Raw genomic sequence first — 12,295 nt, 5'->3', positions numbered from 1 at the left:
TTTCGAGAATTAATAATTTTAAGATTTTAATAATTGTCATTATAGCCTTATCTTTACGCCAAATTTTATTAAAATGATAGACTGGAAAACAGTTAAAGAATACGACGATATCACTTATAAAAAATGTGGTGGCGTTGCGAGAATCGCCTTTAATAGACCAGAAGTTAGAAATGCTTTTCGTCCTAAAACAACTTCAGAATTGTATGATGCTTTTTTTGATGCTTCGGAAGATCCATCGATAGGCGTTGTGTTGTTGTCAGGCGAAGGGCCAAGTTCTAAAGATGGCGGTTGGGCATTTTGTAGCGGTGGCGACCAAAAAGCACGTGGCCAAAAAGGTTATGTTGGAGAAGACGGAAGACATCGTCTTAATATTTTGGAAGTTCAACGTTTGATTCGTTTTATGCCGAAAGTGGTTATTGCAGTTGTTCCTGGTTGGGCTGTTGGTGGCGGACATTCACTTCATGTGGTTTGTGACTTGACGTTGGCAAGTAAAGAGCACGCGATTTTTAAACAGACGGATGCTGATGTAACAAGTTTTGATGGTGGTTATGGTTCTGCTTATTTAGCAAAAATGGTGGGACAGAAAAAAGCGCGAGAAATTTTCTTTTTGGGCAGAAATTATTCGGCGCAAGAAGCTTTCGAAATGGGAATGGTTAATGCTGTTATTCCACATGCAGAGTTAGAAGATACCGCTTACGAATGGGCGCAAGAGATTCTTGGAAAATCACCAATGTCAATCAGAATGTTGAAGTTTGCTATGAATTTAACAGACGATGGCATGGTAGGACAACAGGTTTTTGCTGGTGAAGCAACACGTTTGGCATATATGACAGACGAAGCCATCGAAGGCCGTAATGCTTTCTTAGAAAAGAGAAAACCAAACTTTGGCGACGACCAATGGATATCTTAAATAAGGAAGTAGAAGTTAGGAATTAGAAATTAGCATCAATGCTAAAACTAAAACCTTATTTCTGTTTTCTATTACCTAAATAAAAATGATTGACTGGATACATGCAGCGCGTCTGCGAACTTTACCACTTTCTTTGAGTGGAATTATCATGGGATCTTTTATTGCCAAATGGCGATTGAAGGAAGATGGTGGCTTTTGGGATTGGAAGATTTTTGCATTGGCGCTTTTGGTGACTTTGCTGTATCAAATTCTTTCCAACTACGCTAACGATTATGGTGATGGCGTAAAAGGAACTGATAAACTAAGAATCAATGAAGCGGAAGCTCGTGCAGTGGCTTCGGGGAAGATTACTGCCAAACAAATGAAAAACGCAGTTATTTTGCTTTCAATTTTGTCATTTGTAGCGACCGTTGCTTTGTTGTATGTGGCATTTATCCCAAATTATATGAATGAATTTTATATTTTCATTGGTTTGGGCGTAGCCTGTATTTTGGCGGCGATTGGTTATACAGTTGGCAAAAAACCTTACGGATACATGGGCTTGGGCGATATTTTCGTGTTTGTCTTTTTTGGTTTGGTATCGGTTTGTGGAAGTTATTTTTTGTTTACTAAAACGTTTAGTTGGGATGTTTTGCTTCCGGCTGCGGCTGTTGGTTTGTTGAGTGCGGCGGTGCTTAATCTTAACAATATGCGCGATATGCAAAACGACGAAGCTTCTGGCAAAAAAACTTTGGCTCTGAAACTTGGTTACAAAAATGCGATGATCTACGAAATGGTGTTGTTGCAACTTCCTATTTTGTTGGTTTTGACTTTTTTAATGATTAACCAATTGCAAGCGCAAGGCAGATATTATGCATTTATTGTGATGATTTTGTTGTTTCCATTTGCTGGACTTCGACGCAAGATTATGCAAATTAAAGAAAACCGTGAGTTAGATCCTTTCCTAAAACAAGTTGGGATTTTAACCTTTATGATGGCGGTTTTAACCGCTGCTGGACTTAATCTTTTTTAAAACAAAATATATGGAAAATCCAATTTTTGTACAATGTCAAATGTTAATAAGAAAGCCTATTGCTGAGGTTTTTGAGGCATTTGTAAATCCTGAAATAACAACCAAATTTTGGTTTACAAAATCGAGTGGAAAGTTAGAAGAAGGGAAGATGACGACTTGGACTTGGGAAATGTATAATGTGTCATCAGAAGTACAAACTTTGAAGATTGTTCCAAATCAAAAAATCGAAACTTTGTGGGGAAATCCTGCAACCAACGTCGATTATGAGTTTCAAGAAATGAAAAACGGAACTTTAGTAATCATCAAAAGTTATGGCTACTCACAAACTGGCGATGACTTAGCTAAAGTCGTTAATGATAATACGGGCGGATTTACAACAGTTTTGGATGGTTGTAAAGCTTGGTTAGAACATGGGATTAAATTAAATCTTATCGAAGATAAATTCCCAGCTGAATAAGTATAATTAAATTTTAAAATTAAAAAATGAAAATAAAATTCTTAGGACAAAATTGCTTTTTGTTCACTCATAACGGAAAAACGATTTTGAGTGATCCTTTTTACAACTTTCAAAAAGATAAAACAGGATTCGATATTACTGCGCAAAAAATTGATTATGTATTGATTACGCATGCACACGGTGATCATACAGCTGACGTTGCTGAGGTGTTGGCAAATCATCCAGATGCGACCGTTATTGGGCAACCAGAAATTTGTGGCTACTTCAAACATGCGAACAATATTGATATCAATTTCGGTGGTTCTGCAAAAATTGACGATCTTAAAATCTCAATGGTGCCAGCAAGCCATACAAGCTCTTTTCCGGACGGAACTTATGGCGGTGAAGCTGCGGGATATATTTTCCGTTTGCCTGGTAAAAATCTTTATTTAGCGGGTGATACGGGTGTTTCTGCTGAGATGGCTATTTTCCCAAAAGTGTTTGGAAAATTAGATGTTTCGATTCTTCCGATTGGTCGTCATTATACGATGTGTCCTCGTAAAGCGGCTTTTGCAGCGAAAGAATTGTTATTGACGCCAAAAGTTATCGGTTGTCATTTTGATACGTTTGAGCCGATTAAAATTAATCATGATAATGCAAAGAAACATTTTGCAGATGCAGGTATCGAATTCAGTTTGCCAGAATTAGGTGAAGAATTTGAATTCTAATTAAAACAAAATTGAAGCTTTAAGTTTTGAAAAATGCAGCTAATAGTTTGATTTTAAATAACTTGAAATTAGAATATTCAAGAATTTGGGAGAATTTAATGCTTCAGTTTTTAAATAAAATTACGAAACATATAGACACAAAAAATGGCAAGCTACCTACATCACACCGCTACAACCGATTACCTTTGCTGCGTTCCCACCCTGGAGGATTCTCAGGAGCTGGTTGTGTAGGACTTGCCGGTGCAAATATAGAAATTATTTATGAATTTGGAAGAGTCTTCTCAAGAAAATCAGAATTTATAGGCGTTAATTAGCCTAATAGCTTGATTTTTAATTTGAAAAAATCTTGAAAATTTTTAAAATTTTGTCATTTAACAAAGAAAAATCAGTTTTTAAAATGACAAAAATGAAGTTCAAAAGAGATAATCTTCCCACATTTTAGAAAATTATGACGAAAAATCCAGTAGTTATTGGTCTTGGTTTATACGGAGTAACGATGTTGTTATTCTTTGGTGTTTATTATTTTTTTGCTGGTCCTAATTATTGGGATATTAGTATGAAAATCAATGCGTTTGGTTTAACTTTTCTTTACGGTATCGCTGCTTTTTTATCAACATATTGGTTGCGAAAAGGAACTCAAATTACTTATCCTCAAGCTTTTAAGCAATCATTTGTAACACTTTTTGTTGGTGGGTTTTTGTCGATGCTAACCATGTTTGGATTCCTAAATTATGTGGATACCAATGCACGTGATTTACTAAATTATCAATACGTGCAAACCGAACTTACTAATCTTGATGAAGCTTATCAAAAACAAAAAATTGATGCAGCTAATCATAAAGATGCCAATGTCGTTGTTGAGTTAGAAAAGAATTATAAAGAAGCGAAGGAAGCGCGCGAAATAGCTTTAAAGGAAAAGCGTAACTATTTCTCTTTCGAATTTTTAGGAAAACTCTTTGCCGGCATTTTATTATTTTATTTACTTTTGTCGATTATTATTGCAGCCTTTTTGAAAAACAAAAAACGCTACGAATAATCTTATTTTTACCTAAATTAAATTAATGAATCTTTCTATAATTATTCCACTTCTCAACGAAGAAGAATCCATCGAAGAACTTTTTAACCGTATTGATGTTGTATGTAAGCAACATCAGTTAAGTTATGATGTTTGGTTTGTCGATGATGGTAGTACGGATCTTTCTTGGAGCATTATAGAAAATCTAAAAGTGCAACATCCGCAAGTACATGGGATTAAATTTTCCAAAAACTATGGAAAATCTCAAGCTTTGCACGCTGCTTTCGAGAAAGCGCAAGGAGATGTTGTAATAACGATGGATGCGGACTTACAGGATTTTCCAGAAGAAATTCCTGAGTTGTATGACATGGTTACCAAAGAAGATTACGACATCGTATCGGGTTGGAAGAAAAAGCGTTTTGACAACGTTATGACCAAGAATCTTCCATCAAAACTCTTTAATGGTGCGGCTCGTAAGTTGTCTGGTGTTCATCTTCACGATTTTAATTGTGGACTGAAAGCCTATAAAAAACGTGTTGTAAAATCTATTGATGTATACGGCGATATGCACCGTTATATTCCAGTTTTGGCTGCTAATGCAGGTTTCAAGAGAATAACAGAAAAACCAGTGCAACATCAAGCGCGTCCATATGGAACTTCAAAATTCGGGACCGAAAGATTTATTCGTGGTTTCCTAGATTTGGTGACATTGTGGTTTGTAAGTCGATTTGGCGGACGTCCAATGCATTTTTTTGGCGCTGCTGGAACTTTGATGTTCATCATCGGATTTTTGTCAGCACTTTGGTTGGGAATCTCCAAATTAATTGATGTTTCCAAAGGCGTTTATGGTCATTTGATTGCATTAAATCCTTGGTTTTACATTGCTTTGACAATGATGATTTTGGGAACTTTGCTGTTTGTTTCAGGATTTTTGGGCGAGATGATTGTCCGTTCCAAAAGAGATCACAAAAATTATAACGTGGAAGAAGTAATTTAACTCGATTAATAATACAAAAATGGAAGATAAAGTTTTCGGACAAATAGCATTGTCTTTTGTTTTACTAGTATTTATTAACGCAGTTAGTTACCAATTTTTATTCAAATATTTAGAGCTAGGTCGTACATCGGTGTTTTATTTTAACCCGATTATGACCTTGTTCTTTTTCTTGATTTTGTGGTTGTTGACGATGAAGTCAGATCCTGTTTACTCCAAATTTTTTAAAAAAGCTTTTAAATTTTCGGCGATATTTTTCGTGTTTTACTTTTTAGTAACCCAATTTTTAATTGGTTTAGGAAGTGGGAATAAATAAGAATAATGTTTAAGAATCGTGTCAATATCATCAATCTAGGGCTATTTCTAATATTAGTCGGTTTTTGTGTGGCGTTTTTTATTCAATTAAAAAAGGATAAATACTTTGATAAAAAAGTTTGGTATTGGTATTTGACAACAGAAGATGCTCATCAACATTACAAAATTATAGAATATCAGCTCATTTACAATGACAACGAATATGACGGAATTTGGCAAGCAGAATATCAAATTCTTAATCCAAAAAATGCTACCAATTTCAATAATTTAGGTTATGCATTTAGTCCAAGTTTGTATTCTCGATCATCAACAAAACCTTATCCTCATTCTTTAAAATTAAAATGGTTTTGTTACGAAGACGAAACTTTTTATGAAGCTGAAACTAAATTACCATCACAAAAAATTGAAGAATTAACTGAAAATCTTAAATCAGATCCTTGCTTCGTTGCTAAAATTCTTCCAAACGGAAAGCTAGAATTTGGCTTAACAAAATCTTTGGCGGGCTTTAAATCTGACAGTCCTTTTGAGGATGAAAATAAAATTGAAACAACTTCACTTGGTACTTTTCAAGGAAAGAAAATACCCGAAAATCTTAATTTATTAAGGAGTGATGGAGATCGATTCGAGGATGTAAAAATTTTAGAAGATTATATGTTTGTCTATAAAACCCAAGTCAATTGGGGAATAAAAGTTGACTATGTTAAAAATCTAAATGCTAAGATTGTCTTTGCAACAGATTTTCTTCAAAATGATTTTAAGTTTACAGATTTCAAAAATAATACAACAAGCTTAGAAACTAATTTGTTTCCACAAAAACTTCAGTTGCAATATTATGAGGATGAATCAGGTTTTCGCTATGATTTTTTCCCTGATCGGATGCAGTTGATGGAGGTTTATGACACTTTATTGCAAAAATCTAAGTCTAAAGATTTTTATTTTGTTTTTAAATTAAATAAAACCGATAATCTTTTTGATGTTTATCTAGAGAATTCTGGTTCTGAGGTTAAACTTAAGAATGTTGTTTCAATTAATAAAATTCAAGAAAATTAATTTTTTTCTGTTTTAAATTGAAAATTTCGTAAAAATCGTCATGATTTTTCTTTGTATTTCTAAATGATATTTTTTTGAAAAAATTTGCCCTTATTTCTAGGAAAAAAGCTAACTTGAAACTTCAAATTTTAAGAATGAAAAACCTAGTTTATTTATTGCTAACTGTGACTTTATTTTCTTGTGGAAATATTAGTCCAAAAGGCGATATCGAAGCTAAAGATGTGGAACTTGCAGAGTTTTCGAAACTCGATGCAAAAGGGAAATTTAGACTTTTTTATGTAGAAAGTCCGCATAATTTTGTGGCGGTTGAGACGACACCCAATTTGTTTAATAATTTAGAAATCGGTGTTGAAAATAAAATTTTAACCATTAAAGAGAAAAGACCAACCGAAAAAGCAGGTTTTTATAATTTAACAATTTACGGAAAACACCCTTTTGATGATGTTAAATTGGCGGATTCTGTAGAATTAAATATCTCTAGTCAGATGAAAGTCAATGACTTCAAGTTGACGCTTAAAGATCAATCCAAATTTATTGGAGGCGTTATTTCTAGTAAAACTTGGTTAAATATGACGCAGAAAAGTCGTGCTAATCTTCTCGGAAAAACCGATCAAGCTTATGTTAAAATCGCTGATACGGCAAGTATTATTTCGCCATATTGGTTTATCAACAGTCTAGAATTGGATTCTAAAAACGGAAATTATACCGAAGTTAATGTGGATGAAGAAATTAAAGGAACTATTACCAATACAGGCAAATTAGTCTACTACGGGAATCCTTCGAAGAAGATAAAAGTTGAGGAAAAAGCTACGATGCAACAAAAGAATTTAAACTAAAAACACACATAACTTTTTATGACAACATTAGAGAAAGCACAATTGTGGCTTACGGATACATTTGATACTGAAACTAAAGAAAAAGTACAACAACTTATCGATAGCAATTCACCAGATTTGGAAGATTCTTTTTATAGAGAATTGGAGTTCGGGACTGGCGGAATGCGCGGTATAATGGGCGTTGGTACCAATCGTCTTAATAAATATACGCTCGGACAAGCTACGCAAGGTTTGGCGAATTATCTTCATCAATCGTTTCCAAATCAAGAGATAAAAGTTGCGATTGCTTACGACGTTCGTAATAATTCTAAAGAATTTGGAAAATTGGTTGCTGATGTTTTAACAGCAAACGGAATTAAGGTTTTGTTGTTTAAAAATCACCGTCCAACTCCTGAATTGTCATTTACGGTTCGTGATAAAAAATGTAACGCAGGAATTGTGTTGACAGCATCACACAATCCGCCAGAATATAATGGCTACAAGGTTTATTGGAATGATGGAGCACAAGTTGTTCCACCAGATGACGAAAATATTATCAAAGAAGTTTATGCCACGAAATTTGACGCTATAAAATTCGATGGAAATGATGATTTAATCGAGTGGATAGGCGAGGAGCAAGATGATGTGTACATAGATGCTTGTATGGAAAACTCTTTGTATCAAAATGTTGGAAGAGATAATTTGAATATCGTTTTCACTTCAATTCACGGTACAACTTACACAACGATTCCTAAAGCTTTGAAAAAAGCAGGTTTCACAAAAGTTGATTTGGTGACGGAGCAAATGATTCCGAGTGGAAATTTCCCAACGGTAGAATCTCCAAATCCTGAAGAGCCTGCAGCTTTGGAAATGGCGATGGATTTAGCGAAAATTACCAATGGTGATATCGTTATCGGGACCGATCCAGATGGCGATAGATTAGGAATTGCCGTTCGAAATTTAGATGGAAATATAGAATTGTTGAATGGTAACCAAACCAACACAATTTTAACTTATTATATCCTTGATCAATGGAAAAAACAAGGTAGAATTACGGGTAAAGAATTTATTGGTTCTACGATTGTAACTTCTGATGTTTTCTTTGATGTGGCTGAGAAATTCGGTGTTGATTGCAAAGTTGGATTAACGGGATTTAAGTGGATTGGTAAAATGATTCGCGATTTCGAAGGTCAAGAAAAATTCATTTGCGGTGGCGAAGAAAGTTTTGGATTTATGACGGGAGATTTCGTAAGAGATAAAGATTCTTGCGGATCTATTTTGTTGGCGTGCGAAATTGCAGCTTGGTGCAAAGCCAATGGCAAAACGATGTACCAATACATGATTGATATTTATAAAGAAGTCGGAATGTATTATGAAGGCTTGATAAATGTTGTTAAAAAAGGTCGTGAAGGTGCGGAAGAAATCCAGGAAATGATGAAGAATTTCCGCGAAAATCTACCAAAAGAAATCGCTGGTTCGCCAGTTGCAGAAGTTAAAGATTTCAAAGAGCAAACTTGTTTAGTGGTTGCAAGCAACGAGAAAAAGGTAATGGATGATATTCCAAAATCTAATGTTTTGATTTATTACACAGAAGATGGAACGAAAGTTTGTGTGCGTCCATCAGGAACAGAACCAAAAATTAAATTTTATGTTTCTGTGAAAGATAGTATCAATTCGGAAGCTGATTTTATCGTAAAACTTCCGATTTTAGAAAAGAAAATTGAAGCCGTAAAAGAGAGTCTTAATCTCAATTAATATCTAAATTCGGGATTTATTCATCCCGAATTTTTTGTTTAAAAATAAATTTATACGGAAATAATAAGCCTTTTGTTTTTCGTTTAATAAAAAGGAAAAAATCTAAATAAAATCTATAAAAAAGAAAATGAAAGTTTCAAAATTAGCAGCCAATCTTATCGGTTCCGAAATCGTAAAAATCGGAAATGAAGTAAACGATATGAAGGCAAACGGAGCACAAATTGCCAACCTTACCATTGGTGATTTGAATTCTCAACTGTATCCAATTCCTACTTTATTAGAAGAGGAAATCGAAAAAGCTTACAAAAATCATCAAACCAATTATCCACCAGCAAATGGAATTTTACCGTTAAGAAAGGCCGTTTCTGAGGATTTAAAAAGCCGTTGGAATCTCGATTATTCGCCTGCAGATATTTTGATTACAGCGGGTGCAAGACCTTTGATTTACGCTATTTACAAAACCATTGTAGATGAAGGTGACAAGGTAATTTATCCAGTTCCATCGTGGAATAACAACCATTACACTTATTTGACTTCCGCACAAGGAATCGAAGTGGAAACTAAGCCAGAAAACAACTTTTTACCGACGGCCGAAGAAATAGCACCTCATGTGTCGGATGCGGTTCTTATTTCGTTGTGTTCGCCGCTAAACCCGACTGGGACGATGTTTACAAAAGACCAACTGTACGGAATTTGTGAATTGATTTTAGAAGAAAATAAAAAACGTTCTGCAGACCAAAAACCTTTGTATTTGTTGTACGACCAAATTTATTCTAATTTAACTTTCGGTGAGGAGCATTTCAATCCAGTTTCTTTGTTTCCGGAATTAAAGAAATACACGATTTTCGTTGATGGAATTTCAAAAAGCCTTGCTGCAACAGGCGTTAGAGTAGGTTGGAGTTTCGGACCTTCAGAAATTATCGAAAAAATGAAAGCTCTAAACACGCACATCGGAGCTTGGGCACCAAAACCAGAGCAGGAAGCAACAGCAAATTATTATCAAAATACGGCGGAATTAAATCGTTTTGTAAATCATTTTAAAGGTGAATTAGAAAACAGTTTGAAGGTTTTGCATGACGGAATTCAAGGTTTAAAATCAAAAGGATTGAATGTTGACAGCATTCAGCCGATGGGCGCGATGTATTTAACTATCAAGATGGATTATATCGGCAAAAAAATGTCAAATGGCGATGTTATCGAGAAAACTTCGGATTTGGTGTTTTATTTAATTCGTGAAGGCGGCGTTGCATTTGTACCATTTTCGGCATTTGGATGCGCAGTTACTGACCCTTGGTTCCGTGCATCAGTTGGTGGACTTTCAGTTGACGAAATCAAAGAAATGCTTCCAAAATTGGAAAAAGCTTTAAACTTTTTAAATTAATAATGATGAATTATGAGTTATGAATGAAAGCATTGTTGTTAAAAAGAGTTTTGATTTTGCTGTAAAGATTGTAAATTTTTACAAAATATTTTCAATTGAGAAAAAAGAATATGTTTTATCAAAACAGTTTTTACGCTCTGGAACTTCAATTGGTGCAAATGTAAGAGAAGCTCAGAATGCACAAAGTAAAATGGATTTCATTCATAAATTGTCAATCGCACAAAAAGAATGTGACGAAACAATATATTGGTTTCAATTATTAAAAGAAACCAATTTTATTAGTTCTGATGAAGGAGATTCTTTAATAAATGATGCAACCGAATTGTTGAAAATTATTCGAAGCATTATTGTAACAACAAAAAAGAATATAGGTTCAAATTAGCTCATAACTCATAATTTATAACTCATAACTTTTAAAAATGAAAATCATTGCAGTTATTCCCGCACGTTATAATTCGACTAGATTTCCTGCGAAATTAATGGAGATTTTGGGTGACAAAACCATTATTACAACTACTTATCAAAATGTTTTGGCGACAGGGCTTTTCGATGATGTTTTTGTGGCAACAGATTCCGAAATTATTTTCAATGAAATAGAAAAAAACGGCGGGAAAGCTGTTATGACAGGCGAACACGAAACAGGAAGTGATAGAATTGCGGAAGCTGTTCAAAATATCGATTGCGACATTGTTATTAATGTTCAAGGTGATGAACCTTTCCTTAAATTGGAGCCTTTGCAACAGTTGATAGACGTTTTTAAAACTGATGACAATAAAGAAATATCTTTAGCATCTTTAAAAATTGAACTCAAAGAAAAATCGGAAATCGAAAATCCTAACAATGTAAAAGTGATTACGGATAACAATGGATTTGCCCTGTATTTCAGCCGTTCGGTTATTCCATTTCATCGTGAAACAAGCTTTGATGTTCAATATTACAAGCATATTGGCGTCTATGCTTTTAGAAAAGAAGCTTTGTTGCAGTTTTCAAAATTAGAAATGAAACCATTAGAAATTTCCGAGAAAATAGAGTGCATACGTTATTTGGAATATGGCATGAAAATTAAATTGATAGAAACCCATTTCGTAGGCGTTGGCATCGATACACCCGAAGATTTGGAAAAAGCAAAGCTGATTATTGGTCAGAATTAACATCTTTTATAATTTTCAAAAGAAAAAAGCGTTTTAAAAAACTTATATTTGGAGCTTAATTGCAATTAATGAAGAGATTACTATTAGTATTTGGTGTGGTTCTATCGTGTTTTATTCAAGCACAAACAGCAAAAGAAATTATCGACAAAAATATTGAGCTTTCGGGCGGTTTAACTAACTGGAAACTCTTGAATTCTGTGTTATTACAAGGTCGCGTGACTTTGGGAGTTAATGACGAATATCCTTTTAAAATCTATCAAAAACGTCCTAATTTGACAAAAACCGTGATTATGATTAATCAAAAGGAAACGACGGTTGAAGGTTATGATGGTAAAAAAGGCTATGCGATGAATTACGCTCAAAACAAAATTCAGGAATATCCTAGTTATGTCCCAGAAAGTTTTGATAACGATTTTATCGATTGGGAAAATAAAGGTTTTGAAGCCAATTTGTTAGGAAAAGAACAAATCGGAAATAATAGTTATTTTAAGGTTGAATTGACCAAAAACGTTAACAAAACGATTTATTATTTCGATGTTAAAACTTATATGTTATACAGAGAAATAAAGAAAGATGAGACCTTAACTTATGATGAATACAAGAAAGTTGGAAATCTTGTGATGGCGCATCGCATCGAATCTTCCTCGCCTAAAAAAGATGGAGATTATGTCCTTTCGATTTTTAAGATTGAAGTGAATAAAGAATTTCCTGCAAATACTTTTAAGTTTTAATT

14 protein-coding genes and 1 other RNA gene are annotated in these 12,295 nt (G+C 34.1%); 14 read left to right on the top strand and 1 reads right to left on the bottom strand.

What is annotated here, in order from left to right; genetic code table 11:
- Positions 1-73 precede the first annotated feature (73 nt).
- The 4 genes from B5X62_RS13780 (at position 74) to B5X62_RS13765 (ending at position 3,086) form a co-directional block, all read left to right on the top strand.
- Positions 74-910 carry a 1,4-dihydroxy-2-naphthoyl-CoA synthase gene (locus B5X62_RS13780; RefSeq protein ID WP_079668032.1) on the top strand — a complete coding sequence of 279 codons (837 nt, stop codon included), beginning with the start codon at positions 74-76 and terminating at the stop codon, positions 908-910.
- Between the two features lie 85 nt (positions 911-995).
- Positions 996-1,922, top strand: a complete 927-nt coding sequence (gene menA / locus B5X62_RS13775; protein WP_079668031.1) for a 1,4-dihydroxy-2-naphthoate octaprenyltransferase — start codon at positions 996-998, stop codon at positions 1,920-1,922.
- 10 nt (positions 1,923-1,932) lie between these two features.
- Positions 1,933-2,379, top strand: a complete 447-nt coding sequence (locus B5X62_RS13770) for an SRPBCC family protein (protein WP_079668030.1) — start codon at positions 1,933-1,935, stop codon at positions 2,377-2,379.
- 26 nt (positions 2,380-2,405) lie between these two features.
- Positions 2,406-3,086: a metal-dependent hydrolase gene (locus B5X62_RS13765; RefSeq protein ID WP_079668028.1), complete on the top strand. Its 681-nt coding sequence runs from the start codon at positions 2,406-2,408 to the stop codon at positions 3,084-3,086.
- Positions 3,087-3,228: 142 nt separating this feature from the next.
- Here the strand turns inward: B5X62_RS13765 and ffs are convergent.
- Positions 3,229-3,326: signal recognition particle sRNA small type (gene ffs, locus B5X62_RS13760), an RNA gene on the bottom strand.
- Between the two features lie 208 nt (positions 3,327-3,534).
- On the opposite strand from ffs, the gene B5X62_RS13755 reads away from it, so the two are divergent.
- The 10 genes from B5X62_RS13755 (at position 3,535) to B5X62_RS13710 (ending at position 12,293) form a co-directional block, all read left to right on the top strand.
- Positions 3,535-4,122 carry a DUF4199 domain-containing protein gene (locus B5X62_RS13755; RefSeq protein ID WP_079668026.1) on the top strand — a complete coding sequence of 196 codons (588 nt, stop codon included), beginning with the start codon at positions 3,535-3,537 and terminating at the stop codon, positions 4,120-4,122.
- 25 nt (positions 4,123-4,147) lie between these two features.
- Positions 4,148-5,098, top strand: a complete 951-nt coding sequence (locus tag B5X62_RS13750; RefSeq protein WP_079668025.1) for a glycosyltransferase family 2 protein — start codon at positions 4,148-4,150, stop codon at positions 5,096-5,098.
- A gap of 19 nt (positions 5,099-5,117) precedes the next feature.
- Entirely contained in the window at positions 5,118-5,411 is a 294-nt protein-coding gene (locus B5X62_RS13745; RefSeq protein WP_079668024.1) for a hypothetical protein, read from the top strand.
- A gap of 5 nt (positions 5,412-5,416) precedes the next feature.
- A complete protein-coding gene (locus B5X62_RS13740) occupies positions 5,417-6,460 on the top strand; it encodes a DUF2931 family protein (RefSeq protein WP_079668023.1) in 1,044 nt (347 codons plus the stop codon).
- 134 nt (positions 6,461-6,594) lie between these two features.
- Positions 6,595-7,296, top strand: coding sequence for a GIN domain-containing protein (locus B5X62_RS13735; RefSeq protein ID WP_079668126.1), 702 nt, complete (start codon positions 6,595-6,597; stop codon positions 7,294-7,296).
- An 18-nt stretch (positions 7,297-7,314) separates the two neighbouring features.
- On the top strand, positions 7,315-9,030 hold the full coding sequence (locus tag B5X62_RS13730) for a phospho-sugar mutase (protein ID WP_079668022.1): 1,716 nt from the start codon (positions 7,315-7,317) through the stop codon (positions 9,028-9,030).
- Positions 9,031-9,157: 127 nt separating this feature from the next.
- Complete coding sequence (locus tag B5X62_RS13725; RefSeq protein ID WP_079668021.1) at positions 9,158-10,411, top strand: pyridoxal phosphate-dependent aminotransferase; 1,254 nt, start codon at positions 9,158-9,160, stop codon at positions 10,409-10,411.
- Positions 10,412-10,430: 19 nt separating this feature from the next.
- Positions 10,431-10,793 (top strand): four helix bundle protein, encoded by a 363-nt coding sequence (locus B5X62_RS13720; protein WP_079668019.1) that lies wholly within the window; start codon positions 10,431-10,433, stop codon positions 10,791-10,793.
- 37 nt (positions 10,794-10,830) lie between these two features.
- Positions 10,831-11,562, top strand: a complete 732-nt coding sequence (kdsB, locus tag B5X62_RS13715) for a 3-deoxy-manno-octulosonate cytidylyltransferase (protein ID WP_079668018.1) — start codon at positions 10,831-10,833, stop codon at positions 11,560-11,562.
- Positions 11,563-11,630: 68 nt separating this feature from the next.
- The gene (locus tag B5X62_RS13710) at positions 11,631-12,293 is read left to right on the top strand and encodes a histidine kinase (protein ID WP_079668017.1); all 663 of its coding nucleotides are present in this window, start codon (positions 11,631-11,633) and stop codon (positions 12,291-12,293) included.
- The last annotated feature ends 2 nt before the right edge of the window (positions 12,294-12,295 follow it).

The sequence above is a fragment of the Soonwooa buanensis genome (genome assembly GCF_900167905.1).
Taxonomy (GTDB): Bacteria; Bacteroidota; Bacteroidia; order Flavobacteriales; family Weeksellaceae; genus Soonwooa; species Soonwooa buanensis.
Note: the sequence above shows the minus strand (reverse complement) of the source record. Positions and strands in the feature narration are given on the sequence as shown.

Bases quoted from the DNA above. Each gene is read 5' to 3' on its own strand.
- B5X62_RS13755 (WP_079668026.1), top strand. From the start codon at position 3,535: ATGACGAAAAATCCAGTAGTTATTGGTCTTGGTTTATACGGAGTAACG.
- B5X62_RS13745 (WP_079668024.1), top strand. From the start codon at position 5,118: ATGGAAGATAAAGTTTTCGGACAAATAGCATTGTCTTTTGTTTTACTA.
- B5X62_RS13720 (WP_079668019.1), top strand. From the start codon at position 10,431: ATGAATGAAAGCATTGTTGTTAAAAAGAGTTTTGATTTTGCTGTAAAG.
- menA (WP_079668031.1), top strand. From the start codon at position 996: ATGATTGACTGGATACATGCAGCGCGTCTGCGAACTTTACCACTTTCT.
- B5X62_RS13750 (WP_079668025.1), top strand. From the start codon at position 4,148: ATGAATCTTTCTATAATTATTCCACTTCTCAACGAAGAAGAATCCATC.
- B5X62_RS13730 (WP_079668022.1), top strand. From the start codon at position 7,315: ATGACAACATTAGAGAAAGCACAATTGTGGCTTACGGATACATTTGAT.
- B5X62_RS13765 (WP_079668028.1), top strand. From the start codon at position 2,406: ATGAAAATAAAATTCTTAGGACAAAATTGCTTTTTGTTCACTCATAAC.
- B5X62_RS13770 (WP_079668030.1), top strand. From the start codon at position 1,933: ATGGAAAATCCAATTTTTGTACAATGTCAAATGTTAATAAGAAAGCCT.
- B5X62_RS13740 (WP_079668023.1), top strand. From the start codon at position 5,417: ATGTTTAAGAATCGTGTCAATATCATCAATCTAGGGCTATTTCTAATA.
- B5X62_RS13735 (WP_079668126.1), top strand. From the start codon at position 6,595: ATGAAAAACCTAGTTTATTTATTGCTAACTGTGACTTTATTTTCTTGT.
- B5X62_RS13725 (WP_079668021.1), top strand. From the start codon at position 9,158: ATGAAAGTTTCAAAATTAGCAGCCAATCTTATCGGTTCCGAAATCGTA.
- kdsB (WP_079668018.1), top strand. From the start codon at position 10,831: ATGAAAATCATTGCAGTTATTCCCGCACGTTATAATTCGACTAGATTT.
- B5X62_RS13710 (WP_079668017.1), top strand. From the start codon at position 11,631: ATGAAGAGATTACTATTAGTATTTGGTGTGGTTCTATCGTGTTTTATT.
- B5X62_RS13780 (WP_079668032.1), top strand. From the start codon at position 74: ATGATAGACTGGAAAACAGTTAAAGAATACGACGATATCACTTATAAA.